The organism is Hwangdonia lutea (genome assembly GCF_032814565.1).
In the GTDB taxonomy this organism is placed as follows: Bacteria; Bacteroidota; Bacteroidia; order Flavobacteriales; family Flavobacteriaceae; genus Hwangdonia; species Hwangdonia lutea.
Genome location: NZ_CP136521.1, coordinates 1,977,759 through 2,002,107 on the forward strand (window position 1 = coordinate 1,977,759; position 24,349 = coordinate 2,002,107).

22 protein-coding genes and 1 tRNA gene are annotated in these 24,349 nt (G+C 37.0%); 8 read left to right on the forward strand and 15 right to left on the reverse strand.

Annotated elements, in window-relative coordinates:
• Nucleotides 1-42: 42 nt before the first annotated feature.
• The 8 genes from RNZ46_RS08560 to RNZ46_RS08595 form a co-directional block, all read right to left on the reverse strand.
• On the reverse strand, nt 43-1,272 hold the full coding sequence (locus RNZ46_RS08560; RefSeq protein WP_316981799.1) for a DUF5686 family C-terminal domain-containing protein: 1,230 nt from the start codon (nt 1,270-1,272) through the stop codon (nt 43-45).
• 106 nt (nt 1,273-1,378) lie between these two features.
• The gene (gene frr / locus RNZ46_RS08565) at nt 1,379-1,936 is read right to left on the reverse strand and encodes a ribosome recycling factor (RefSeq protein ID WP_316981800.1); all 558 of its coding nucleotides are present in this window, start codon (nt 1,934-1,936) and stop codon (nt 1,379-1,381) included.
• A 65-nt stretch (nt 1,937-2,001) separates the two neighbouring features.
• Nucleotides 2,002-2,709 (reverse strand): UMP kinase, encoded by a 708-nt coding sequence (gene pyrH, locus RNZ46_RS08570; protein ID WP_316981801.1) that lies wholly within the window; start codon nt 2,707-2,709, stop codon nt 2,002-2,004.
• A gap of 177 nt (nt 2,710-2,886) precedes the next feature.
• Nucleotides 2,887-3,861: a translation elongation factor Ts gene (gene tsf / locus RNZ46_RS08575; protein ID WP_316981802.1), complete on the reverse strand. Its 975-nt coding sequence runs from the start codon at nt 3,859-3,861 to the stop codon at nt 2,887-2,889.
• Between the two features lie 85 nt (nt 3,862-3,946).
• The gene (gene rpsB, locus RNZ46_RS08580; RefSeq protein WP_316981803.1) at nt 3,947-4,789 is read right to left on the reverse strand and encodes a 30S ribosomal protein S2; all 843 of its coding nucleotides are present in this window, start codon (nt 4,787-4,789) and stop codon (nt 3,947-3,949) included.
• A 207-nt stretch (nt 4,790-4,996) separates the two neighbouring features.
• Nucleotides 4,997-5,383, reverse strand: coding sequence for a 30S ribosomal protein S9 (gene rpsI / locus RNZ46_RS08585; RefSeq protein ID WP_311937141.1), 387 nt, complete (start codon nt 5,381-5,383; stop codon nt 4,997-4,999).
• A complete protein-coding gene (gene rplM, locus RNZ46_RS08590) occupies nt 5,383-5,838 on the reverse strand; it encodes a 50S ribosomal protein L13 (protein ID WP_316981804.1) in 456 nt (151 codons plus the stop codon). The genes rpsI and rplM overlap by 1 nt, the downstream gene beginning before the upstream one ends.
• 227 nt (nt 5,839-6,065) lie before the next feature.
• Nucleotides 6,066-7,271 carry a PorV/PorQ family protein gene (locus RNZ46_RS08595; protein ID WP_316981805.1) on the reverse strand — a complete coding sequence of 402 codons (1,206 nt, stop codon included), beginning with the start codon at nt 7,269-7,271 and terminating at the stop codon, nt 6,066-6,068.
• A gap of 269 nt (nt 7,272-7,540) precedes the next feature.
• Here RNZ46_RS08595 and RNZ46_RS08600 point away from each other — a divergent pair, with 269 nt between their 5' ends.
• Complete coding sequence (locus RNZ46_RS08600; protein WP_316981806.1) at nt 7,541-7,999, forward strand: toll/interleukin-1 receptor domain-containing protein; 459 nt, start codon at nt 7,541-7,543, stop codon at nt 7,997-7,999.
• Between the two features lie 35 nt (nt 8,000-8,034).
• Entirely contained in the window at nt 8,035-9,315 is a 1,281-nt protein-coding gene (locus RNZ46_RS08605) for an RDD family protein (RefSeq protein ID WP_316981807.1), read from the forward strand.
• A gap of 317 nt (nt 9,316-9,632) precedes the next feature.
• Here the strand turns inward: RNZ46_RS08605 and polA are convergent, their stop codons facing one another.
• Both polA and RNZ46_RS08615 read right to left on the reverse strand, forming a co-directional pair.
• Nucleotides 9,633-12,479 carry a DNA polymerase I gene (gene polA / locus RNZ46_RS08610; RefSeq protein WP_316981808.1) on the reverse strand — a complete coding sequence of 949 codons (2,847 nt, stop codon included), beginning with the start codon at nt 12,477-12,479 and terminating at the stop codon, nt 9,633-9,635.
• A 75-nt stretch (nt 12,480-12,554) separates the two neighbouring features.
• The gene (locus RNZ46_RS08615; protein ID WP_316981809.1) at nt 12,555-13,562 is read right to left on the reverse strand and encodes an isoaspartyl peptidase/L-asparaginase family protein; all 1,008 of its coding nucleotides are present in this window, start codon (nt 13,560-13,562) and stop codon (nt 12,555-12,557) included.
• Between the two features lie 191 nt (nt 13,563-13,753).
• On the opposite strand from RNZ46_RS08615, the gene RNZ46_RS08620 reads away from it, so the two are divergent.
• From RNZ46_RS08620 to RNZ46_RS08630, 3 genes are all read left to right on the forward strand, one after another.
• On the forward strand, nt 13,754-14,476 hold the full coding sequence (locus tag RNZ46_RS08620) for a copper homeostasis protein CutC (RefSeq protein ID WP_316981810.1): 723 nt from the start codon (nt 13,754-13,756) through the stop codon (nt 14,474-14,476).
• Between the two features lie 103 nt (nt 14,477-14,579).
• On the forward strand, nt 14,580-15,809 hold the full coding sequence (locus RNZ46_RS08625) for a metallophosphoesterase (RefSeq protein ID WP_316981811.1): 1,230 nt from the start codon (nt 14,580-14,582) through the stop codon (nt 15,807-15,809).
• A gap of 141 nt (nt 15,810-15,950) precedes the next feature.
• Nucleotides 15,951-16,247, forward strand: a complete 297-nt coding sequence (locus RNZ46_RS08630; RefSeq protein WP_311937159.1) for a thioredoxin family protein — start codon at nt 15,951-15,953, stop codon at nt 16,245-16,247.
• A 5-nt stretch (nt 16,248-16,252) separates the two neighbouring features.
• Here RNZ46_RS08630 and RNZ46_RS08635 read toward each other — a convergent pair whose 3' ends face one another.
• The 3 genes from RNZ46_RS08635 to RNZ46_RS08645 form a co-directional block, all read right to left on the reverse strand.
• Nucleotides 16,253-16,552, reverse strand: coding sequence for a GIY-YIG nuclease family protein (locus RNZ46_RS08635; protein ID WP_316981812.1), 300 nt, complete (start codon nt 16,550-16,552; stop codon nt 16,253-16,255).
• A 63-nt stretch (nt 16,553-16,615) separates the two neighbouring features.
• Nucleotides 16,616-17,266, reverse strand: a complete 651-nt coding sequence (locus RNZ46_RS08640) for a polysaccharide deacetylase family protein (protein WP_316981813.1) — start codon at nt 17,264-17,266, stop codon at nt 16,616-16,618.
• Between the two features lie 15 nt (nt 17,267-17,281).
• Nucleotides 17,282-20,590: a protein O-mannosyl-transferase family gene (locus tag RNZ46_RS08645; protein WP_316981814.1), complete on the reverse strand. Its 3,309-nt coding sequence runs from the start codon at nt 20,588-20,590 to the stop codon at nt 17,282-17,284.
• A 209-nt stretch (nt 20,591-20,799) separates the two neighbouring features.
• On the opposite strand from RNZ46_RS08645, the gene RNZ46_RS08650 reads away from it, so the two are divergent.
• Nucleotides 20,800-20,872: transfer RNA gene (locus RNZ46_RS08650), tRNA-Gln, on the forward strand.
• 286 nt (nt 20,873-21,158) lie between these two features.
• On the opposite strand, the gene RNZ46_RS08655 is transcribed toward RNZ46_RS08650, so the two are convergent.
• Together RNZ46_RS08655 and RNZ46_RS08660 are read right to left on the reverse strand one after the other, a co-directional pair.
• A complete protein-coding gene (locus tag RNZ46_RS08655) occupies nt 21,159-21,359 on the reverse strand; it encodes a CsbD family protein (protein ID WP_316981815.1) in 201 nt (66 codons plus the stop codon).
• Nucleotides 21,360-21,663: 304 nt separating this feature from the next.
• The gene (locus RNZ46_RS08660; RefSeq protein ID WP_316981816.1) at nt 21,664-22,488 is read right to left on the reverse strand and encodes a universal stress protein; all 825 of its coding nucleotides are present in this window, start codon (nt 22,486-22,488) and stop codon (nt 21,664-21,666) included.
• Nucleotides 22,489-22,623: 135 nt separating this feature from the next.
• Here RNZ46_RS08660 and rimP point away from each other — a divergent pair, with 135 nt between their 5' ends.
• Both rimP and nusA read left to right on the forward strand, forming a co-directional pair.
• Nucleotides 22,624-23,085, forward strand: a complete 462-nt coding sequence (rimP, locus tag RNZ46_RS08665) for a ribosome assembly cofactor RimP (protein ID WP_316981817.1) — start codon at nt 22,624-22,626, stop codon at nt 23,083-23,085.
• 9 nt (nt 23,086-23,094) lie between these two features.
• Nucleotides 23,095-24,327, forward strand: a complete 1,233-nt coding sequence (gene nusA / locus RNZ46_RS08670) for a transcription termination factor NusA (RefSeq protein ID WP_316981818.1) — start codon at nt 23,095-23,097, stop codon at nt 24,325-24,327.
• The last annotated feature ends 22 nt before the right edge of the window (nt 24,328-24,349 follow it).

Genomic DNA, 24,349 nt, shown 5'->3' on the forward strand with positions numbered 1-24,349 from the left:
CGCAAAGGTAGAAAAAACAATGTACAACTAACTTTAATTCGTTTATAATGTTACGTTAAAGGTGAATTTTAGGGCAACATTGTCTTCTGTTTTTGGTAAATGATAGGCACCGTAGCGGTAAGAAAAACTAAGACCAAAGCCAAAGAGTAATTTATTAAGCTCGAAACCAGATTCCGTGTAGCCCTTTTTTAAAGAATTAAAAGTTACATTTTGATGCCTTTCGGGATTTTCAATGTCGCCAATGGCGTATCGGGTTATAAGGACCAATTGCGGTTGGAAACGTTTAGAAATTTTAAACGGTGCGATATAATGTTTGAGTTGAAGCGTGGTGAATTTATCTGAAAAAAACTCATTAAAAAACATGGTTTCAAAGCTATTTAAACCCGCCACAGAAAACCGTTGCATTATGGTTTCCTTTCTAATATTATTGGGGTAAGCGTGATATAAATGGGTTAAAGGCGCATTTTTAGAGGTAATTCCAGAGACCAAAGTAATTTCAGAAAGAGCATCGTTTTTATGTGGTATTTTATGAATGGTTCTAAAATCCAACTTTGAAAAATTAATGTTGCTATTAAATAAATTTTTAAAGCTATTTGTAAACTGTAGCGTAAATTTTGGGTAGGCTTCCTTGGTTTCAACGAGCCTGTTTTTAATGTGTTCAAAATGGCTAAAAGGATTCCATTGTAATGCTAAAGTTAGGGTGCTTAAATGAAACTGGCTAAGCGAATTGTTGTTAAAAACGTATTGGTAATTGTACGTTGGGTTTATGTTGCTTACGGCAAACTGTGTTTCGGTTAATAGCTTTGATGCTAATTGATGCTCGATGGAAATCGCTTTTGTAATGTGCTTGTGGAACAAATCGATATTTAACAAACGCGGTTCGAAAAATTGAAAAAATCGGGTGTCTGTTAAAAATTTTGTGCTTCCGGTTTCTTGTAAATCGTTGGTGTACGACGCGTTTAACCAAGTGTTTGTTTTTTCGGCTAACCTAAAACCAGCGCCAATACTGTATTTAAAACGATGATCTTTAAAGCCGTAAACGGTATAGCCGTTAATTCTGAATGTTTCTGAAAGCGCCTCGTTGGTTATGCCACCAATACCCGTTCTAAGGCCTTCGTATTGATTAAATTTTATTAAATACCGTAAGTCGAAATTAAAATACTTGGTGGGTAAAAACCCGTTTCCGAGTTGCTTAACAAAAGCTTTTTTTTTAATAGAATCTTGTTTGGGCTCTATTTCAGCAGTTGAAAATGACTGTGAGTACGCCAACATTGTAAAAATAAAAAACAGGAAAGTTGTACAATGTTTTAGCATGTGCGCGATAAAAGTTAGGGTTGATTAAAAAAGCATCCCGATAGTTCTCGGGATGCTTTTTTAATTACACGGTCATGATTTCCTTTTCTTTATTTTCAAAGATATCATCTATCCTTTTAACGTAAGTGTCGGTCAATTTTTGTATGTCTAATTCAGCATTTTTTTGAAGGTCTTCTGAAATATCATCATTCTTTTTAATATCGTTCATGGCCTCCTTACGTGCCGTTCTAATGCTGATTTTTGCATCTTCAGATTCAGCTTTTGCTTGTTTTGCTAAGGCTATACGGCGTTCTTCGGTTAAAGGCGGTACATTTATAATAATGGTTTCTCCGTTATTCATAGGATTAAAACCAAGGTTGGCATAGGCAATGCCACGTTCAATTTCCTGCAACATACTTTTTTCCCATGGCTGAACCGTTATTGTTCTTCCGTCGGGTGTGTTTACGTTGGCAACTTGACTTAAAGGTGTTTGCGAACCGTAGTAATCTACCATAACGCTGCCCAACATAGCTGGACTTGCTTTTCCGGCTCTAATGTTTACCAATTGCTTTTCTAAATGCTTTATGGCATTGTCCATAGATTCTTTAGCTGTGTCGAATATAAATTGTACGTCTTCGTTCATGTTTTAAAATTTTATATCAATAATTTCAAATATTGCGCCAAACCAACAGGTTTTAATTTTATTAATTAAATGTTTACCTCTGTTCCAATTTTTTCACCGGAAACAACTTTCATTAAATTGCCTCTTGTATTCATATCGAAAACTATTATGGGCAGCTTGTTTTCCTGACTTAGTGTAAAGGCTGTGGTGTCCATTACTTTCAACCCTTTTCTTAATACATCGTCAAATGTGATGTGCTCAAATTTTATCGCCGAATGGTCCTTTTCGGGGTCTGTATTATAAATACCATCAACCCGTGTACCTTTTAATATCACATCGGCTTCAACTTCAATAGCTCTTAAAACAGCAGCAGAATCGGTAGTAAAATACGGGTTTCCGGTGCCACCACCAAATATAACAACGCGTCCTTTTTTAAGATGACTCATGGCTTTTCTGCGTATAAAAGGTTCGGCAACTTCATTAATTTTAATTGCAGTTTGTAAACGGGTTTTCACCCCAGCATCTTCTAAAGCATTTTGCAGTGCCAAACCGTTTATTACGGTGGCCAACATGCCCATGTGGTCGCCTTGAACTCTGTCCATGCCATTCATGGCGCCAGCTACACCTCTAAAAATATTGCCTCCACCAATTACAATGGCCACTTCAATGCCTTTTTCTGTAACGGCTTTAATATCTTGTGCATATTCTGCTAATCGGTCGGGATCAATACCATATTGGCGGTCGCCCATTAAGGCTTCGCCGGATAATTTAAGTAGGATGCGTTTGTATTTCACGTTTTAATTTTGATTTATGAGATTTCCGCTTAAGCGTAAACTAGAGTTTAGCAAAGCTACATAATTTTTTTATTTTTTGAATTTATAAATAAGTCCTTTTTAAGGATAAAAAAACCACTATCCTTTTTAAGAATAGTGGTTTATGTTTTTAGTTTCCTGTTTTTACAGAAATTGGAATTATCCTACCGTAGCACGTTTGAAACCGGTTACTTCAACGTCACCATAAGATTTAACGTATTCTGCAACGGTTTTCTTTTCGTCTTTAATGAACTTTTGATCTAACAGACATTGCTCTTGATCTAAAGTGGTATTATCAGAAATAAAACGCTCCATTTTTCCAGGTAAAATTCTGTCCCAAATCTGTTCTGGCTTACCTTCAGCTTTAAGCTCTGCTTTTGCAGCCTCTTCGGCTTCAGCAAGAACTTCTGGCGTTAATTGTGCCATAGAGATGTATTTTGGTACATTTTTTAAGGTTTTACCTAAACGACCTAATTCGATATTGTCTTTTTCAATGACTGCGATACGTGCTTCAGTCTCAGATGCGATGTAAGCAGGGTCGAAATCTTTATAAGATAATGTGGTAGCTCCCATAGAGGCAACTTGCATGGCTAGGTCTTTTACTAAAGTTTCAGCGTTGTCAACCTTAGCAGATAAGCCCACTAAAGCAGCAATCTTGTTAATGTGTACGTAGGTACCAACGTAAGCGGCGTCTAGTTTTTCGAATGCATTGATTTCTAGTTTTTCACCAATAACACCAGTTTGCTCAACTAATTTTTCGGCAACTGTCATGCCTCCAAAATCTGCTGCTAAAAAAGATTCTTTAGAATCGTGATTTAAAGCGATATCAGCCAATTGATTAGCTAATGCCAAAAAGTTTTCGTTTTTTCCAACAAAATCCGTTTCACATCCTAAAACAATAGCAACACCAGAAGTGTTCTCATCATTTACTTTTGATACGGCAGCACCTTCGCTAGATTCGCGGTCGGCTCTTTTGGCTGCAACTTTTTGTCCTTTTTTACGTAAAACTTCAATGGCTTTGTCAAAATCTCCTTCGGCTTCAACCAATGCTTTTTTGCAGTCCATCATGCCTGCACCAGTAGCTTGTCTTAATTTATTAACCTCTTGGGCGGTTACTTTTACTGTAGTACTCATAGTAATTATAATTTAAAAAAGTCGTTCAAAATATTTTCAATAAAGAAAAGAATCAAACGACTTTAGACTATTTTATTAGTGTTATTTATTCTTCTTCTTCAGCAACAGCTTTTTTAGCTGGAGCAGCCTTAGCTTTTGGAGCTGCTTTCTCCGCTTCAGCTTTGGGAGCGGTTTCTTCAACTGCTACTTTGGCTTTGGCTTTTGGAGCTTCTTCTTTAGCAGATGCCGTTGCATCTTTTTCGGCTTTACGTTCAGCTAAACCTCCTGCAATTGCAGAGGCTACGTGAGTTAAAATCTTGTCTATGGATTTAGAAGCATCATCATTTGCTGGGATAACATAATCAACCTGACGTGGATCAGAGTTGGTATCTACCATTGCAAAAATAGGAATGTTTAATTTCTGTGCTTCTTTAATAGCGATGTGCTCACGCTTAATATCTACAACGAACAAAGCTCCCGGTAAACGCGTCATATCGCTAATTGAACCTAAGTTTTTTTCTAACTTGGCTCTTAAACGATCCACTTGTAAACGTTCTTTTTTAGATAGTGTTAAAAACGTACCATCTTTCTTCATTCTATCAATAGAGGCCATTTTCTTAACGGCTTTTCTAATAGTAACAAAGTTGGTTAACATACCACCTGGCCACCTTTCAGTAATGTAAGGCATGTTAATTTCGCTGGCTTTTTCAGCTACAATATCTTTTGCTTGTTTTTTTGTTGCAACGAATAAAATTTTACGACCGGACGCTGCAATTTTAGCTAGTGCATTTCCAGCTTCATCAATTTTTGCCGCTGTTTTATAAAGATTGATAATATGGATGCCGTTGCGCTCCATATATACGTAAGGCGCCATGTTTGGATCCCACTTACGTGTTAGGTGACCAAAGTGTACACCTGCTTCAAGTAATTCTTTTACTTCTACTGCCATTTTGTAATAGTTTACGTTCTGTTGAATTAGCAATGTTCCATTTAGCGTTTCGCTGTTGGCTTCATTTAGATGCTAAACTAAATCCTGTTTTTTACAACTAGGACAACAATAACTGTTTTAATTTTTTGTTTTGTGTTGAAAGTTATATTGAAATACACTTCGACTGCGCTCAGTGTGACATATCGATATAATTTCCAAAATTGAATATTAACGTTTCGAGAATTGGAATTTTTTACGCGCTTTCTTCTGTCCGAATTTTTTACGCTCTACCATTCTTGGGTCTCTTGTTAATAATCCTTCTGGTTTTAATGTTAATCTGTTCTCTGCATCAACTTCGCACATAGCGCGAGAAATTGCTAAACGAACAGCTTCTGCTTGACCTGTAATACCTCCTCCAAATACATTTACTGTAATATCAAAGTTGGCGTCATTGTTAGTCAAAACTAATGGTTGTTTTACTTTGTACTGTAAAGTAGCGGTAGTAAAATAATTAGCTAAGTCTTTTTTATTAATTGTAATGTTACCTTTTCCTGGGGCAACATAGGCGCGCGCAACAGCCGTTTTTCTACGGCCAATTTTGTGAATTACATCCATTATTTGAATTCGTTTAAGTTAATTGTTTTTGGTTTTTGCGCTGCATGTGCATGCTCTGAACCAACAACAACGGTTAGATTACGGAATAAATCTGCACCTAATTTATTTTTAGGCAGCATTCCTTTTACTGATTTTTCTACTACTCTTGCAGGGTCTTTCCCGTACAATTCGGTAGCAGTTAAACTTTTTTGACCTCCTGGGTAACCTGTGTGACGAATGTACGTTTTGTCGTTCCATTTGTTTCCAGATAACGTGATTTTTTCAGCATTGATAATAATTACATTATCTCCGCAATCTACATGAGGTGTGAAGTTTGGCTTGTGTTTGCCTCTTAAAAGTTTTGCAACTTTAGAGCTTAAACGACCAAGCGCCTGACCTTCAGCATCAACTAAAACCCACTCTTTATTTACAGTAGCTTTGTTGGCTGAAATCGTTTTGTAGCTTAATGTGTCCACACTTTAAATTTTTTCTAATTAAACATTCCTCTCTCAAAAAGAGTTTGCAAATTTACGATTATATATTTGATTACCAAATAGTGAAGTGAGATTATTTTTGATTAATAATCGCGGGTTTTGTATGATTGAAATTTATCAAACAAAAACCTAATCAATTCCCAAGAAATTGGATGAACTGATTAGGTGTATTTAGTATGCCTTTTGTTCTGTTTTACAATTTGTAAGCTCTAATTATTGTCAACAAATTTAAGATTGATGCCCACTGAAAACAAAAAATTCCTATCGGTAAAGTAACTTGGTTGCGTGTAATTGGTGCCATACTCGTTTAAAAGTTTGCTGGTAACAAAATTAACTTCGCTATTAAATGGTAGTTTGCCATTGGTTAATCTGTTTAAAGGCAATTTTGCGCCAAAGCCCCAGGTAAAGCCTTTTTTGTTATCGGTAACCCATGTGCCACTACCATCACTTTTTCTTCCGCTTGGGCGTTTCTCATTATAGTATCCCATTCTTAGTGCTATTAAATCCATAAACCAAGCTTCGGCACCAACGCCAATAGCGGTGTTGTTTTTGTGGTCGGGGGTTATTCCGTTTTTTGCTGAGGCTTTCATCATATCTTTATACTGTAAGTGCAGTGATAATGCTACGGTATTTGGTGCCCCTTCAAAAAAACCTTTGTTTTCCGTAAAGCCAACGTTAAAGGGCAAGCTGGCGTGGTAGGACGTGCCCAGGGTTAGGTATATGGGTAAATCTCTGTAGTGTAAATATTCCTGATAGCGTTGTTCAATTTGGGTTTTCATAAGCAGATTAACAAAGCTCCCTGCAAATCTTATTTTTTGGTTGCTTATTTTGTCAGATTTTATCCAATTAACTTCCTTGTCGTAAACTGCTCCAAAAGAGAAAATGAATTCTGAGTTTGTAACTGTGTTATCCACAAATTTCTCGACCAAATAATTTCCTGACAACCCTAAATTCAAGTTAGGAATTACCTCGTAAGCCGCAACTAAAGAGTATGCCGATTGACTTCTGCGTTTTACGGTTTCACTAAACCCGCCTATTATGGTGGTCCAAGGTGAGTTTTTTTCATCAATCCAACTTAAGGCACTTGCACCAACAATCAGCTTTTCGTTAATGCGATACGACACCCCTAAAAAAGGATACTTGCCACCTTTGTAAACCTGACTGCCCGATGCATAATTAATATGTACGGCAATTTTTTCGTCGGTCAACCCAACGGTTGCAGGATTGTAAAAGGCATTTTCTATACCTTCAAGGGTAATGGTTGTTAAGCCCATGCCCGTGGCTCTGGTACTTGAGGGTTGCCCATTAAATACACCGCGGTAATGGGTTGGTAGGTAATAAGAGGTTTGCGCGCTAGCTACACAGGTAAATATTGCAAAAAAAACGAGGGCACTGATTTTGATATTTTTTTTCATAATTAATAACGATTGATTAGTTGTCAATACATCGGAGGAAAGAAAAAATGTCATCAATTAAATAATTTTTACTAACTTTAATATTCTCTAAGTCAAATTCAAGGCATTGTATTTTGTTGAATTTCAGCAATTAATACCCCAATATCTATTTTTTTCAGCTTATTAATTTTGTGATATCTTTTTAATTTAAAAGGATTTGTTATGGCGCTTTTATTACCATTTTAAATTAAAACGTGTATAAAATCAACCAATAAAAACCTGTATCAGCTATGTCAGATCAAGTTGTCAAAATTTTCACTTCATACGCCCATGAAGATGAAGGCCTCAAAGATGAAATGGATAAATATTTAAAAGTGTTAAAGCGTTCGGGCAAGATTGATTCTTGGAACGACCGTGAATTAATTGCAGGGCAAGAATGGAATGAGGGCATTATGAATGAACTTGCTAATGCCAATATCATTTTGCTTTTGGTGAGCGTCGATTTTCTTGCTTCCGATTTTATTTGGGATAAAGAATTGGCAGAAGCCATGAAACGTCACGAAGCCGGAGATGCTTTTGTAGTACCCGTTATTTTAAGAAATTGTAAATGGACCAGTATGCCATTTGCAAAATTGCAGGCTTTACCGCGAAACGCAAAACCGATTTCTGAATATGCCGATAGAGATGCCGCCTTCACCGAAGTAGCAACGGGAATTGAACGCCTTGTGGATCATATCCTGTTAAAATAAATAGTATAAAATAACCAACCAAAATATATAAAACTATGGCAACAAGCACACAGTCTTCAACGCCCGTTAAAAAAGGAAAAATCACGGTGTATTTCCTGGCGGCTCCCGAAGATGAAGACCAAACCAAAGCGGTGAAAAAATACCTTTCGCCAGTAGTGAGGAATTCTGAAATTCCCATTGAAATTTTAAGCGATTTTGAGATTCCGCCGGGGCAGGACATTAATGAATATAAGCCGCAACTATATGATGCCGATATTGTTTTGGCATTTATAAGTGCCGATTTTATCAACGATGACCAAACCTATATCCGCACCCAAAAAGTTATTGAAAAGTATAATAATGATGAAAACGTACTGTTGCCTATTTTGGTGCGGAATTGTATGTGGAAATCTACGCCATTTGTAAACTTACCATTATTGCCAAAAAACACACAACCGCTTAATAACAAACAATTTTGGAACAGTGAAGATGATGCCTTTACCTCGGTAGTTAATGATATTTACGAATCCATAAACGAATTTAGTTATAATAATGTTGAGACTGTTGAAGATGAGATAGTCGCTGAAGCATCGAAAGCTGATATTTCGGAATTGCTTTCCGAAATGGAAATTACCGAACCAACCAAGGATACTACAACAGCATCTTCAAAAGCAGATTCTGAAACTGAAGTTCCGGATAGCACTGAAGCATTGGCAGAACAGGTTGAAGACGTTGTGGAGACTGAACAAACCAAAGCACCGATAATTGAAAAGGTAGCTAAAAGCGAAACTGTAAAACCTAGAACGAGAAAGAAAATAGCAAATGTCGACATGCAAGTTGATTGGCGCAAAAAATACTACCGTAGGGTACTATGGAAAAGGGCATTGGCTTTTATTCTCGATCAAATATTAACAACGTTACCACTTTTTTTAATTGGTTCAATAATAGGAGGAGTTGGCTGGTCGGCATTTACATCCGAAGAAGTTATTATGGATGAAACAGCAGAACTCACCATGAATGATTGGCTCTTTTTCATAATTATTCCTATGCTATTATATTTTGTTGTTAGCGCTGTGGTTGAATCCTCTAGATATAAAGGTACATTTGGAAAAATGATTATGAAAATGGAAATAACCGACCGTCAAGGAAACCGAATAGGATTTTTTAGAGCATTTTTCAGAAATATCCTAAGATTTATTACAGGGTATTTATATGTGTTAATAATTCCATTTATAATTCAAATTTTTACCTATAGAAAATACAAAAAACTTTTTCACGATCAGATTACATATACGGTAGTGGGTGAGCGCCTGAAACAAGAAAAACATGTAAACTAACTATATTAACCCGTTGTGCATTTTGAATGGAAAAATATCAATATGTCAATTCGAGTGATTTTGAGGCACGAAAAATTGTATCGAGAATCAATTTCAAATTAAAATTCTTATTCTCGATACAAATTTTACTCATTCCAATCGTAAAATTCACTCGAATTGATAGAATTTTTTCAAAATGCACAACGGTTTATATTAGTGTTAAATAAGAATAAAAAACCTTTAAATGATGTGTCCGTTTCACTTAAATATGAAAAGCATTAATTTAAAGGTTTTTAGATTTTAAAAGCAATGGGTGTGCGATATATTATCAAATATTATTAATGCGCTTCTAGCCAATTATCGCCTATATCCATCTCCACATCCAACGGCACATCCATTACAAAAGCCTGTTCCATTTCGGTTTTAATTAAGGTTTTCATGGCTTCAAGTTCAGGTTTATACACATCAAAAACCAACTCATCGTGCACCTGCAGAAGCATTTTGGTTTTGTAATTGCCAGCTTCTAATTTATTATGAATATTGATCATGGCAATTTTAATAATGTCTGCGGCACTTCCCTGAATGGGGGCATTTACAGCATTTCGTTCGGCAGCACCACGAACCACGGCGTTGCGGGAATTAATGTCTTTTAAATAACGCCGCCGCCCCAAAACCGTTTGCACATAGCCGTTATCGCGAGCAAAATCGATTTGCTCGTGAACAAAACTTCGCAGTTTCGGATAGGTGGCATAATAAGTGTCAATCAATGCTTTGGATTCGCTTCGCGATAAATCGGTTTGGTTGCTCAGTCCAAAAGCTGAAACCCCATAAATAATACCGAAGTTTACGGTTTTGGCGTTGCTTCGTTGCTCTCGGGTTACTTCGCCCAAAGGCACATTAAACACTTTTGAAGCGGTTGAGGCATGAATATCCTCGCCGTTTTTAAAGGCCTCAATCATATTTTCTTCTTTGCTCAAAGCTGCAATAATACGCAGTTCTATTTGAGAATAATCGGCAGCCAACAAAGTGTAATTTTCATCACGAGGAATAAACGCTTTACGCACTTGCCTCCCACGTTCGGTACGAATAGGAATGTTTTGCAAATTGGGGTTGTTGCTACTTAAACGCCCCGTTGCCGCAACGGTTTGCATATAATCGGTGTGCACGCGTCCCGTTAATTCTTCAACCTGAAGCGGTAAGGCATCCACATAGGTGCTTTTTAGTTTGGATAATCCGCGATATTCTAAAATATTCTTAATAATATCGTGGTCTTTAGCGAGGTATGATAAAATGTCTTCGCCCGTAGCATATTGTCCGGTTTTGGTTTTTTTAGGCTTGTCAACCAGTTTAAGTTTTTCAAATAAAATAACACCCAATTGTTTTGGCGATGCAATGTTAAATTCCTCGCCAGCTTCGGTATAAATTTTTGTTTCTAAATCCTTTATATCTTTGTTTAATTGCTCCGATAGTGCATTTAAAAAACCCTTATCTAAATTAATCCCTTCCAATTCCATGGCCGCTAAAACACGCAGTAGCGGAATTTCAATCTCATCAAACAGTTTTTGTGTATTGGCCTCGCCCAATTCTTTTTCAAAATGTTCTTTTAACTGCAAGGTAATATCGGCATCTTCAACAGCGTATTCGGTTTGTTTTTCTAAAGGCACCTCACGCATCGATAGTTGGTTTTTGCCTTTTTTTCCTATGAGTTCGGTTATCGAAATTGGGGTGTAATTCAAATAGGTTTCGGCAAGCACATCCATATTATGCCGCATATCTGGATTAATTAAATAATGTGCCAACATGGTGTCGAACAATTTGCCTTTTACGCTAACATTGTATTTTGCTAAAACCTTAATGTCGTATTTTAAATTCTGACCAACTTTCTCGATAGATTCACTTTCAAAAAACGGACGTAATTGTTCAATGAGTTCTTGTGCTTCATCTTTGTTTTCAGGAAATGGCATGTAAAATCCTTTGCCCACTTCCCAAGAAAAAGCGATGCCTACCAATTCTGCTGTCAATGGGTTTAAACCGGTGGTTTCGGTATCAAAACAGACCGAAGTTTGGTTCATTAAATTTTTAATAAACAATTTGGTTGCCATTCCTGAAGCCACACTTTGGTAAAAATGCGACGATGTTGCCGAGGTTTTTCTGGTGTTGCTTGTTGGCGCTTCCGCGGAATTGTCTTCTGCTCCAAATAGAGAAAATTGACCAGCTCCAGCAGATTTAATTTCCTTTGGTGTTTCTTTTGTTTCCGTTTTCTCTGAAGCTTTTTCGGGTGATGTTTGAGCGGGTTCTGTTTCCGATGAAAACGTTTTAAGAAAATTATCGGTCAATCTTCTAAACTCCAATTCCTGAAAGATTTCTTTAACTTTTTCAACATCGGGATGGTCGAGTTCAAAATCTTTGGCATTAAAAGTTACCGGAACATCCAGCATGATGGTCGCCAGTTGTTTGGAAAGCAGACCTAATTCGGCATTGGCCTCTACTTTTTCTTTCATTTTGCCCTTTAGCTGGTCGGTATTGGCCAATAAGCCTTCCATACTTCCAAATTGGGCAATAAATTTTTTAGCTGTTTTTTCACCAACACCGGGCAATCCGGGAATATTATCGCTGGAATCGCCCATCATTCCTAAAAAGTCAATGACTTGCATGGGGTCGGTTACTTCAAATTTTTTCTGTACTTCGGGGATGCCCCAAGTTTCGTAACCACCACCAAAAACGGGGCGGTACATAAAAATATTTTCGGTTACCAATTGTGCAAAATCTTTGTCGGGCGTTACCATAAAGGTTTGGTAGCCTTCTTTTTCCGCTTGACGGGAGAGCGTGCCAATAACATCATCGGCCTCGTAGCCTTCCTTAACCATAATAGGAATGTGCATGGCTTTTAAAATCTCACAAATGTACGGTACCGCCGTTTTTATGCCTTCGGGCGTTTCATCTCTATTGGCTTTGTAGGCCTCAAACATTTCTACCCTATCCACACTGCCGCCTTTATCAAAACATACGGCCAAATGGTCGGGGCGCTCGCGTTTTATAACATCCAAAAGGGAGTTCATAAAACCCATAATGGCTGAGGTGTCTTCGCCTTTGGAATTGATTCGCGGGTTTTTTATAAAGGCGTAATAGCCACGGAAAATTAGCGCATAGGCATCAACTAGAAAAAGGCGTTTTTGATCTGACATTTAAAAGGATTTTGAAAGAAATTCAAAGCTACGAAAACTTGCAGTTTAAATTGAAATAAATAAAGTTTTTACGGATTATTCTTTGTCTTTCAAATAAAAATCCGATTGATAGTTCTCGTTTTTACCGTCTTGGTATTTGGTCATGCTAAACCACTCATGAATGGAATACGATCCGGTTTCACCTTGTTTATTGACCGCGATATAACCCACTTGAAAGTTTTTGTAATTGCTATTGGGTTTAGTCACAATTCTGCCAATGGCCTCCTCACAAGCTTCTTGTGGCGATTTGCCTTGGCGCATTAATTCTACTACCAAAAAGCTGCCCACGGTTTTTACAACTTCTTCGCCCAAACCCGTGGCAACAGCACCACCAACTTCGTTATCAACAAATAAACCAGAGCCAATTATGGGTGAATCACCTACGCGACCCGCCATTTTATAGGCGAGTCCGCTTGTGGTGCACGCCCCGGAAATATCACCGTTTTTATCAATGGCGAGCATGCCAATAGTATCGTGGTTTTCTATGTTTATAATCGGTTTGTATTCTTTTTCAACCAACCAATCTTCCCATTCTTTTTTTGAGGCATCAGTTAAAAGATTTTCGCGTTTCATGCCACTTTCAACGGCGAATTGTTCGGCACCTTTTCCGGCAAGCATCACATGTGGTGTATCTTCCATAACTTTTCTTGCCACCGTAATAGCGTGCGTAATATTTTGCATATACACTACGGCACCGCAGTCTCCTTCTTTGTTCATTATGCAGGCATCGAGGGTTACATTGCCATCTCGATCGGGTCTTCCGCCTTTACCAACGGATTGGTTTTTTTCGTCGGCTTCTTCAACCATAACGCCCTGTTCTACGGCATCTAAAACCGAACCGTTATTTTGTAAAACGTCCCATGCTTTTGCTGTGGCGTTTGGAACATTCCAAGTGGCAATAACTAGGGGTAACGATGCTTTTGAGTTTGTTGTAGCTACCGTGTTTTTTTCTTTTTTGTTCTCAGCGCAAGCAATAATGGAACTTCCAACGGCAACGCCAACTCCCGTTAAAGAGGCGTTTTTAATAAAGTTTCTTCTTTTCATGTGTTTATTTTATTGTTTTTTAATGCTCGTATGTAGCTCGCATTTAATCTTTCATTTGGATGTCGAATTTCAATTATGGAAGTTTTATATTTTTCATTTCCATAATCTCAATGGTTATCAGGCGGAAATCATATTTAATTTAAAAACATTTGCTAAATTATACTTAATTTTGGGTTCTAATATACTAAAAAATGCTACTAGAAATTTGTGCCAATTCATATCGCTCTGCAATTCAAGCCGAAAATTCTGGAGCAAACCGTATTGAGTTGTGTTCTGAACTTGCCGTTGGTGGGATAACACCAAGTTTTGGGTTGATTAAAAAAACAACAGAAAGCCTTAAAATTCCGGTGTTTGTTTTAATACGGCCACGGAGTGGAAATTTTACTTATTCCCATGATGAATTTGATATAATGAAAAGTGATGTTTTACAATGCAAATCCATGGGTTGTAGCGGTATTGTTTCGGGGGTTTTGAATGAAGATAATACCGTTGATATTGAGCGAACCAAAATATTAATAGAGCTTGCAAAACCATTGCCATTTACGTTTCACCGTGCCTTTGATTGGGTTGAGAATCCTGTTGAAGCCTTAGGGCAACTTATGGATTTGGGTGTTGACAGAGTGCTTACTTCAGGGCAGGAAACCGCTGCCAATAAAGGCTTGGGGTTACTTAAAGAACTCAAAGAAAAAGCAGGAAATAAAATTGGAATACTTCCCGGTGGCGGTATCAATGCTGAAAACGCCCTTTTGTTTAAAGATGCTGGTTTTAATGAAATCCATTGTTCTGCGACAACCATAAAACAAGTTATTGAAACGCCTAAAATATCTATGCATAGCGCGTCGTTTTTTGACGAACGAACGATTTCATTTTCAGACGAAACGCGTATTGCCAATATTATTAAAGCCATTTCATAAAAAACTGAGGCCATTAAACCATGCGCGTTTCTTAACGTAGCGTTAAATATGATTCACAAATAAAGCTACAATATCAAAATAAGGTATCTTTGGAAAAAAAGCTATGTCGCGTTGGATTATATTTATTCTTTTCTACCTGTTTATGTCGTTTTATGGTTTTCAGGCCATTAAAACAATAAGCAAAAGTAACTGGGTATATTTTATTTTTATAAGTATTGCTGTACTGGTTTTAGGTAATTTCATGCTTCAGTTTATAGCGGCCTCAGAAGGGCGCGTATTAAATCCTTCAAAAAGTTATGCCTTCGGGTTTTTACTGGCTTTTATGTCTTTTAACTTGGTTCTTATTCCTATTTTATTGGGGGAAGATATTATTAGGGTGGTGTTGGGTTTGTACGATAAACTGCTTACTTCTAAGCAAACGTTTTATATGCCATCCCGACGAAAATTTATCAGTCAAATTGCTATAGGTTTGGCAGCTATTCCATTTACATCGCTTCTTTATGGCATGTATAAAGGCAAATACCGTTTTAGGGTTTTAAGCTATCAATTATATTTTGAAGATTTGCCAGAGGCCTTCGATGGTTATAAAATAACCCAAATTAGCGATATTCATTGTGGTAGTTTTGATAATAGAGACAAGATTGAATATGGGGTAAATTTGATTAATGAACAAAAATCGGATGTGATTATGTTTACAGGGGATATGGTAAATAACAAAACCTCTGAAATGGCATCGTGGAAAGATTTGTTCGGTTCGTTAAAAGCAAAGGATGGCAAATATTCGGTGTTAGGCAATCATGATTATGGCGATTATGTAAATTGGCCAACGCCTGAAGCCAAAGCGCAAAATTTTAAGGATTTGTTGCAAACTCAAAAAGACATGGGTTTCGATTTGCTTTTAAATGAAAGTAGAACCATTGAAAAAAACGGACAGCGTTTAGCCATTATAGGTGTTGAGAATTGGGGTGCTGGCGGTTTTAAAAAAGCAGGCGATTTAAAAAAGGCCGCTCAAGATATTGATGAAAATGATTTTAAAATTTTGATGAGCCACGACCCATCGCATTGGGAACAAGAGGTGGTAGAAGACGATTATCATTACCATTTAACTTTAAGTGGGCACACCCACGGCATGCAATTTGGCATTGAAATACCCGGTTGGTTTAAATGGAGCCCCGTAAAATGGCGTTATAAACATTGGGCCGGTATTTACAAGGAAAAAGGCCAGTACATAAACGTAAACCGAGGCTTTGGATATTTAGGGTATCCGGGGCGCGTTGGTATTTGGCCGGAAATTACGGTTATCGAACTTAAAAAGGGCGTAAAACACGCATAAATACTAACAAATGTTGTAGTTGTTACAATTTTTTTTATATTTATAATTAAGTATCAGTAACTTAGTTTATGGTGCCGATTTCAAACTAAAATAAAAAATTGTAGGTTTGTAATGCTTTGTATTGATTAAAAACATTAAGATATGTCAAAATTCGGGGAACTTATCGATGTGGATATTCCTGTTCTGTTAGACTTTTTTACAGAATGGAATGAACAATCAACGGCCATGCATCCCGTACTTCGCGATGTTGCTGCGGCATTAGGTGATAAGGCAAAAGTGATTAAAATTGATGTTGAAAAAAACGAAGAACTCGCCGAAGCTTTACGTGTAAAAGGCTTGCCCACATTAATTATTTATAAAGATGGCGAAATGAAATGGCGCCAAAGCGGAGAGCAAGATGCCAATACACTTATTGGAATTATTCAGCAATATTTTTAACTAAATTATTGTGATGTCACACTGAGCGCAGTCGAAGTGCAATTCAACTTATCATAGTTTCCATTTATCAATGCCTGTTTTTTAGCTCTAGTCCAGCCTTTAATTTTCTTTTCAAAATAAATGGCTTGTAAAACGTCATTGAACTCTTGATAAAACTCCATTATTAATGGTCTCCTTTTATAGGTATATGAGTCTTTTGTATATCCCATTTGATGTTCTTCAAAACGTTTTTCTGTATTATTTGTAATTCCAGTATAATATGAATTATCAAAGCACTTTATTATATAAACGTAATAAAAATACATATTTTTTTAAGGGCTTCGACTGCGCTCAGCCTGACATTAAAGATAGCCTCTTAATTTTAAAGTTTAGGTTAAAGCCTCAAAATTATACCCTTTTTCGTTAAAATATTCCAAAACTTTAGGTAAAGCATATTGCATGTTTTTTGAAGCTTTCACACTATCGTGAAACACAATAATACTGCCGTTTGTAGTTTTTGAAATCACATTGTTTAAACAATCTATAGGTGTAACGTTTTTGTCCCAATCAAAGGACAGCACATCCCACATAATTATTTTATATCCTAATCCAATAAGTTGCTTGCCCTGTTTTGGTTTGATTTGTCCATAGGGCGGCCTGAAAAGATTTTCGATTTTTGATTTTCGATTTTTGAAATGGGATTTTATAACCTTTTCAGCTTCAGAAACATTCTTTAAATAATCGTCTGTTTTGGTTTTCCATCCTTTTACGTGATTGTGCGTATGATTACCAATGGCATGCCCATCATTTATAACATGCTGAAAAATCTCAGGGTGTTTTTCAATATTGTTGCCAATGCAAAAAAAAGTGGCTTTCGCTTTGTGCTGTTTTAAAACATCCAAGGTCCAATTGGTAATGTTGGGTGTTGGGCCATCATCAAAAGTTAAATAGATGGTTTTGTTAGCGGTTGGGATGTTCCAAATATAATTCGGGAACATCCGCTTTACTAACATGGGTGTTTTTACAGGGGTTAAGGTCATGCCTTAAATCTGAAATTAATTGGCTGTATCGATTCGTAAACTACTGCTGTCAGGAAGGTCTAAATCTGTTTGCTGTTGCTCTTCTTCAAGCTCGTCTTCGCCATAGAAGTGCCTAAACAGTTTTAGGTAGTTATTGAAAATATCGCCTTCGGTTTCTGCAAAATCTATATCGTATTCCACTAAAACATCAATTAGGCTTTTATAACGTTGGATATCGGTATAAATTTCTTCAAACAAACGCTCTTGGTTTTCAACTTTTAAACCGCTGTAATAACTCAAGTTTTCCTGATATTTATTGGCTACTTCCTTAAATAGTTGTTGTGCTTTTTCTTTGTTTCCAACCTCGTAATAACCACTAATGTAAGGTTCTAAAAGCGTGTAAAATCCAAAATATTCAACAGGCATGTTGGTCATGGCGATATCGGCTATTTCCTCGGCTTTTTCTAACTTATCCTCATTGATAAGTTGCTCCATTAAACGGGCTAAATTACCGCGATACGTAATCGAGTTTTTACGGGTTTCAACATCGTGGTAAATATCTGGGCTACCGCTGTTGCCCCAATCCCATTTTTTAACTTTTTCGTACATTAAATCGCTATCTACACGACCCATATCAAAAGGATTTGCTCTGTCAACCGGTGTTTTAATAGGCACTAATTTATAGCACATGCCATCGAGTTGCAGGTAGTCTTTCATCCAAATATAATCATCGTCTGCAAAGGCACCACCAGTAAAATTGATAGGGCGTTTCCAGTCGTTGTTGGCCACAACATCGAGCATTAAAAGGCGGTTTTTGTACAGGGCGCCATCTTTAATATGAATGTCTATATGCGACACCATTTTATCAGCATCTTTTGGTTTTACGATGCCGTATTTAAGTGCGTTTTCTTTATTTACAGGAAGCCTTAAATGACCTGTTGGTAAATAGTTGGCGTTTAAATCTTGACTTCTAACTTGCGAAACATCAACACCTTGTTGTTGCAGGATATATTTATATTTAGATCGTGGATTGTTGCTGGTTATAAAGTTTAGGGCGTCCTTTATGTTGAGGGTGTCTTTTACAAAGTCTTCAACCATCACATAATCATTAGTACCATATCTGTAGTGCTCATGAGTTAATTGCGATGGGATAGGGTCGCTTTCGTAGGCTTTACGTTTCATTTGGTCGATATACCAATCGGTTTGAAATAAACTGGTGTTTACCACACGCACATCGGTACGGTAACCTTCAATTTCTTGGGCGTACCAAAGGGCAAAGGTGTCGTTGTCGCCAATGGTAAATAGTATGGCGTTTTCTTCACAAGAATCCAAATATTTGTATGCCATGGATCTTGCGGTGTATTTCCCAGATCTGTCGTGGTCGTCCCAATTGTTTGCGGCTAAAATCCCAGGTACTAATATTAAACAAGCAATAGTAATTATGGGCACTGCGACTTTTGATGGCAAGTGTTTTTTAAGCATATTGTAAATAGCGTAAACCCCAAAACCAATCCATATGGCAAACACATAAAATGAGCCCACAACGGAGTAATCGCGTTCGCGAGGTTCAAACGGGCGGACGTTGGTATAAAACTGAATGGCCAATCCCGTAAATAGGAAAAACACCAGCATCACCCAAAACGTTTTTTTATCTTTATTAAAGAGGAAAAACATACCGATAAGCCCTAAAATTAAAGGCAGAAAATAATACGTGTTGCGTGCTTTGTTGTTTTTTACGTCGCTGGGCAAATTATCTTGCGAATAGCCTAAATGCCATTCGTCAATAAGTTTTATGCCGCTTAACCAATTCCCATGATTGTCGTAACGGCCTTGAATATCGTCTTGTCGCCCTGTGAAATTCCACATAAAATAACGCCAAAACATATACCCAAGTTGGTACTCGAGCATGTAAATAATATTTGATGCCAACGAGGGTTTTTCAATATCGATATAGCTTTTAAATCGTTTTAAAAAGTTGTGGTAATCTTCGTAATCTACATTGCCTTGGGCCACATCGTTTTTAAAATCGGATACCGCTTTACGAAGCTCGTTTTGCATTTGGTAATCGGGTTTCAGTTTAAAATCTAAAAACCCGGAAAACATCATATAATTTTCGGCATGCTCGGGGCTCCACATTCTAGGAAGCACAGCGGCGTGTTTTGAGTTGTAGTTCTGTTTGGCGTTTTTATAATCGTTTACAATAACGTATTTGCCTTTTTCTTCGTCTTTTTCGTAGTTAGGCTTATCGTCTGTGTACGGATTGTTTTCATCTAAATATGCATACTGGTCGGTAAACAAAGGGCCGTAAAACAAATGGGTTTCCGGGTATTGTTCCAGGTTGTAATAGGCTAGCAGTTCTCGAGCATCAGACGGGTTGTTCTCGTTTACCACCACATTGGCATTGGCTCGAATAGGTAGCATTAACCAGGTTGAAAACCCTATAATGATAAAGGTAATACAAAGGATGCCTGTATTAAGGTGCACGTATTGTTTTTGGCGCGTGTATCTTAAAGCATAATAAATAATGGCTATTAATAATAAACCTGCTATTATGGTTCCAGAATTGAACGGTAATCCAACGCTATTGACAAAAAAGATTTCAAAAGCACTGAATATTTTAAGAATATTGGGCGCTAATAATTTAAAAACAAACAATAAAATACCAATAGAAATGGCATTTGCGATAATGAAATTTTTAACCGTAACGGTTTTGTAATTTTTAAAATAATAAATAAGACCAATGGCTGGAATGGTTAATAAGCCCATAAAATGCACCCCAAACGAAAGCCCGATAATAAAGGCCATTAAAATAAGCCAACGGTTACCGCGGGGTTTGTCCATGTCTTGTTCCCAGCGTAAGCCTAACCAAAATAAAACAGACATAATTAAGGTTGCCATGGCATAAACCTCGGTCTCCACGGCATTAAACCAAAACGAATCGGTAAAGGTAAACGCTAAGCTGCCCACCAAACCGCTGCCCAAAATGGCCATAGTTTGTTGCTGGCTTAATGCTTTGCCGGTACTAACAAGTTTTTTTAACAGCAAGGTGATGGTCCAAAACATAAATAAAATGGTAAATGCGCTGGCTACGGCACTCATCATGTTCATCATCCAACCGACTTGCGATGGCTCTAAAGCAAACATGGAAAAGAAGGCACCCATCATTTGAAACAAGGGCGCTCCCGGTGGATGACCAACCTGTAATTTTGCTGAGGTTAAAATATATTCGCCCGCGTCCCAGTAACTTACGGTAGGTTCAACGGTTAAGCTGTAAGTGATCAATGCAACTAAAAAAGAGAGCCATCCTAAAATGGTGTTCCATTTTTTAAAGTTTAAATGTGCCATAAAATCTATGTTTGTTTGCTTCGGCGAATTTAATAATAAATATGAAACAAGGTATAACTATTTGGTTTGTCTTAACATAAATACAACGCTTCTGTAGCAGTAAAGGGTAAAAATTGTAATTGTTTTTAAAGAAACGCTGCAAACTCATAAATATTTTTAAAAAAATACTTGTGCAAATAAAACTTTGTACTAAATTTGCATCCTCAAATTGGCCTATGGTGTAACTGGCAACACGTCTGGTTTTGGTCCAGAAGAGTCTAGGTTCGAGCCCTAGTAGGCCAACGTAATTAACCCTAATTATGAAAATAGTTAGGGTTTTTTGTTTGAATAAAGTAAGTTTTTTTGGCGAGAAGTTTATACTGAACCTTTCGACTGCGCTCAAGACAAGCTTCGACGAAGTGAGCCCCAGGGGGCTAGCATAAAAAGGAAATCTCAATCATTAAGTTGATTAGTTTTTTTTTGAATCTATAAACCGAAATTGTAAAAAGAAAAGTTTCGTTATGCCTCTAAATAAAAATATCCCAAGATAAATGGGATATTTTTTATTTAATATATTGATTCTAAAGTATCAATATTTAAGATCGTCGAGGTAATCATTTATACGAGACTTCGATTCGCCTGTGCGTTTTTGAATTCTGCCCAACAACTCATCTTCTTTACCTTCTTGGTAATCTAAATCGTCATCAGTTAGTTCGCCCCATTTTTGTTTCAATTTTCCTTTAGCAATATTCCAATTGCCTTTTGCTTTATCTTGCCATGGCTTAGTCATAATTTTGAGTTTTATATAAGTTACGGTAAGCCAACATGACTTACTGATACAAATCTATTATTGTAACAATTAAGTAGTTAGCTCATTTCATTAGAATATTGATTCATTTAAAAGTAAAAAAATAATTTACTGAGAGTTTTGAATTTCGAAGATATTTTCTTATCTTTAATGAATCGTAATTGGGGTGCTTAAAGGTAAAGCTAGCTGAGATTATACCCATTGTACTTAGTCGGATAATGCCAACTGAAGGAATTAGGATATTAAAGGGAATTAAGATGTAAAAAATCTGTTAATTCCCTTTTTTTTAGATCTTAAAAGTAATCACCGGTCGTTTCGCGTGGTTTACCAAATCTTCACTAATGCTGCCGTTAAAAAAATGAGAAATGCCTTGTCTGCCGTGGGTACTCATTCCAATTAAGCCGGCTTTAATCGATTTTGAAAAATTCATTATGCCTTTTTCAATACTTAAATCGTTATAGATATTGGTAGTGTAATTGTTGGATTTATTGGTTTCAATAAAGGTGTTCATTCTATCGTTTGCCTTTGCCGATGTTACAAATTTATGGGGTGTATTTACCATGAGCAAATGCATTTTGGCGCCTAAAATTTGGGCAAATCCAAGGGCCTTTTGGTATGGTATTTTGCTTTCTTCTTTAAAATCAGATGCAAAAACAAAATCCTTTACCTTAAATTTTTCATGCTTGTTTTTAATCACGAGCACCGGAGTTTCAGAGGTGCGCACCACTTTTTCGGTATTGCTCCCAATAAGCATTTCTCGCAAACCGCTTACACCGTTTGAGCCCATAACAACCAAATCGATATGGTGTTTTTTGCAGGTTTGAAAAATGCCCTTAAATATTTCGTGTAAATCCACATGTTCGTGCACAACCAAATCTTTTAAGTAAGGTTTGGCTTTTAAATCCTTGAATTGTTTGTTGGCCAACTTCATAAAATAAATGGCCTCGGGCAAATTGTTGTAACTGCTTAACGCATCAACCTTGTGCATCGGTATTTCAACTATGTGAAGCAAATGAATTTCGCAGTGGTGTTGCTTAGCTAATTGCGCGGCAACTTTTAATGCGTTTTCTGCTTGCTCGGAAAAATCGGTAGGGACAAGTATTTTTTTCATGGTTTTAATGTTCGAGATGCTTATAAATTTATAAATTAATACTTTAAAAATCAATTAAAAAATTATATATTTGCACCGTTGAAAGGCAAACTAAGATAATGAGGGGACGGGAAGTCCCCTCTTTTTATACTAAAAATGTTTAAAAATACCGTTACAGAATTACTTGAAAAAGCATTGGTGGAACGCCCAGATTTATTCCTGATTGATTTCTCTATTGATAGCAGCAATCACATCAAGATAATCATTGATGGCGATAATGGGGTTTTAGTTGAAGACTGCATGTTCATCAGCAGAGCCATCGAGCATAATTTGGATAGGGAAGAACAGGATTTTTCCTTAGAGGTTATGTCGGCTGGTGCCACGGCGCCCTTGGTTCATAATCGGCAGTATGCAAAAAATATAAAAAGAACCCTGGAAGTAAGAACAGCATCTGATAAAATAGAAGGGGTTCTTACCGAAGCTACCGATGACACGATAAAATTAGAGTGGAAAGTTAGGGAGCCCAAACCCGTAGGAAAAGGCAAAATAACGGTAAAGAAAGAAGCAAATATTGCTTATAAAGATATTGTAGAAGCAAAAGTTATGATTAAATTTTAATTCAGATTTATGGAAAATATAGCGTTAATTGAATCGTTTTCAGAATTCAAAGACGATAAGTTAATTGACAGAGTAACGTTAATGGCTATTTTAGAGGATGTATTTAGAAGTGCTTTAAAAAAGAAATATGGCGACGACGATAATTTCGATATTATTGTAAACCCAGATAAAGGCGATTTAGAGATTTGGAGAAATAGAGTAGTGGTTGCTGATGGCGAGGTTGAAGATCCAAATCAAGAAATATCATTAACTGAAGCTCGTAAAATAGAGCCGGATTTTGAGGTGGGTGAAGATGTGTCAGAAGAAGTAAAACTTATAGATCTTGGAAGACGTGCTATTTTAGCGTTGCGTCAAAATTTAATCTCTAAAATCCATGAGCACGACAATACCATTATCTATAAGCATTTTAAAGATTTAGTAGGCGAGATTTATACGGCCGAAGTGCATCATATTCGCCACAGAGCCGTTATTTTATTGGATGATGAAGGGAATGAAATCGTGTTGCCAAAAGACCGACAAATACCTTCGGATTTCTTTAGAAAAGGCGATAATGTTCGTGGCGTCATTGATAGTGTAGAGCTTAAAGGCGCTAAACCAACCATTATCATGTCCAGAAGTTCGCCTAAGTTTTTAGAAAAATTATTCGAACAGGAAATCCCGGAAGTTTTCGATGGTTTAATAACCATTAAAAACGTGGTGAGAATCCCAGGGGAAAAAGCCAAAGTGGCTGTCGATTCTTATGATGATAGAATTGATCCCGTTGGTGCCTGTGTAGGTATGAAAGGTTCAAGAATTCACGGCATTGTGCGTGAGTTAGGAAACGAAAACATCGACGTTATAAACTATACAAACAACCTGCAACTTTACGTAACTAGAGCGTTAAGTCCAGCACGGGTAACATCGGTTAAGTTAAATGAAGACACAAAACGTGCCGAGGTTATTTTAAAGCCAGAAGAGGTAAGTAAAGCCATTGGTAGAGGTGGTCATAACATCCGTTTGGCAGGACAACTAACTGGTTTCGAGATTGATGTGCTAAGAGAAGGAGCAGAAGAAGATGTAGAGTTGAGAGAGTTTTCCGATGAAATCGAATCTTGGATTATAGACGAGTTTAGCAAAGCTGGATTAGACACAGCAAAAAGCATTTTAGAACAAGATGTGGTAGATTTAGTTAAACGAACAGATTTAGAAGAAGAAACAATTAATGATGTTCTTAGAATTTTAAGAGAAGAATTCGAAGAATAAATACCCATTTAATTTTATGATT